The following is a 1,373-nucleotide window of genomic DNA, read 5'->3' as shown; positions in this document are numbered from 1 at the left end:
GTATAAGAAGCATTCAATAATTTATTGATAGTCAAATTGGTAATGACTAAATCATAAGTTTCGTCTGCAATGTATTTCGTAACTTGAATCGATGGATTATTATGAAGGCTATCTTCTAAATCAGCTAAAAAAGTAGCAAATAAAAAAGAAGAAGTGTTTAATAAAAGCGCAATATTAATTTTATTTTTTCGAAATCTTCTTAAACTATATACTAATGAATATAGGCCATATTGATAATACAAATGGATTTTAAAGTTTAACTCTGGGCTATGGAATACTCCCTGTCTCTTATACACATCTAGATGTGTATAAGAGACAGGTTATTAGCGGAATGATCGAATGTTATACCTATTTGAATTACAGTATTTTTGCCTCCGCACAAACTGGGAACATGATTCTCTTCCTGTCTCTTATACACATCTAGATGTGTATAAGAGACAGATGTTATACCTATTTGAATTACAGTATTTTTGCCTCCGCACAAACTGGGAACATGATTCTCTTCGCACTTTCTATTCATTCCAATCACTGGGCGGTTGTAAAAAAGATCCTTATTGTCAATTTTTGTTTCATCATAGGAACCATCATCGCAACGTTATTGAAACATTCATTCGATAAAAATTGGCTGCCATTATGTTTTCTCTATGTAGAAACTCTTCTTTTTTTGGTGCTTCTTTTTCTGCCTAAATCGATTGTAAAATTGTCGCTGATTGCTTTCATTGACACGTTTCAACTTTGTTTTTTCAACTACCTCAAAGGCTACTCTTACAACAGTTTTTTCATTACGGGTGATTTGAAGCAATTTGCAACAGCCATCGCTACCTATCTATTAGCTCCTTCAAAAGCAAAGAAAGAAAAGATGTTTCAATTGGGAATGATTCCCATTGCTTTTTGTCTAGGTGCTTATATCTATTTAAAGCTACGAGACCTTTTTACTGATTGTTTTACTATTTTCCTATCTCTATTCATCGTAACGATTATTTCTTCATTTTCATTTTGGAATGATTTGCTTCAGGAAAGAAAGTCAAAAAGTGATCGCTTAAGCTCATGAGTTAAATTTTTTCAAAAAAACTATTTTTATTATTTAGAACTACTTGACAAGAAAAAAGTTCGTTGTACTATAAATAACTGACGCTTTTATTCAAAAATGGTAGCTTTTTATTAGTTTTAACTCAGAACTTTAATTCTTATACACATCTAGATGTGTATAAGAGACAGTTATTAGTTTTAACTCAGAACTTTAATAGATGAATCTAATAAATAATTTGGGGGTTAAAAATTATTATGTTAGGGAATTATATCTGTCTCTTATACACATCTAGATGTGTATAAGAGACAGTTATATTACTAAATCCGGTGCTGTAACAAATCTC

Annotated in this window: 1 protein-coding gene; it reads left to right on the top strand. The window is 30.9% G+C overall.

The genetic code is table 11. The annotated features are described in order from the left end of the window. Positions 1-424 precede the first annotated feature (424 nt). On the top strand, positions 425-1,051 hold the full coding sequence (locus tag A5844_RS14795; RefSeq protein ID WP_086284389.1) for a YoaK family protein: 627 nt from the start codon (positions 425-427) through the stop codon (positions 1,049-1,051). Positions 1,052-1,373 lie beyond the last annotated feature (322 nt).

Origin of the sequence: Candidatus Enterococcus wittei (assembly GCF_002140175.1) — a bacterium.
Lineage (GTDB): Bacteria > Bacillota > Bacilli > Lactobacillales > Enterococcaceae > Enterococcus_B > Enterococcus_B wittei.
This window is presented reverse-complemented; position numbering and strand designations above follow the sequence as displayed.

Bases quoted from the DNA above. Each gene is read 5' to 3' on its own strand.
- A5844_RS14795 (WP_086284389.1), top strand. From the start codon at position 425: ATGTGTATAAGAGACAGATGTTATACCTATTTGAATTACAGTATTTTT.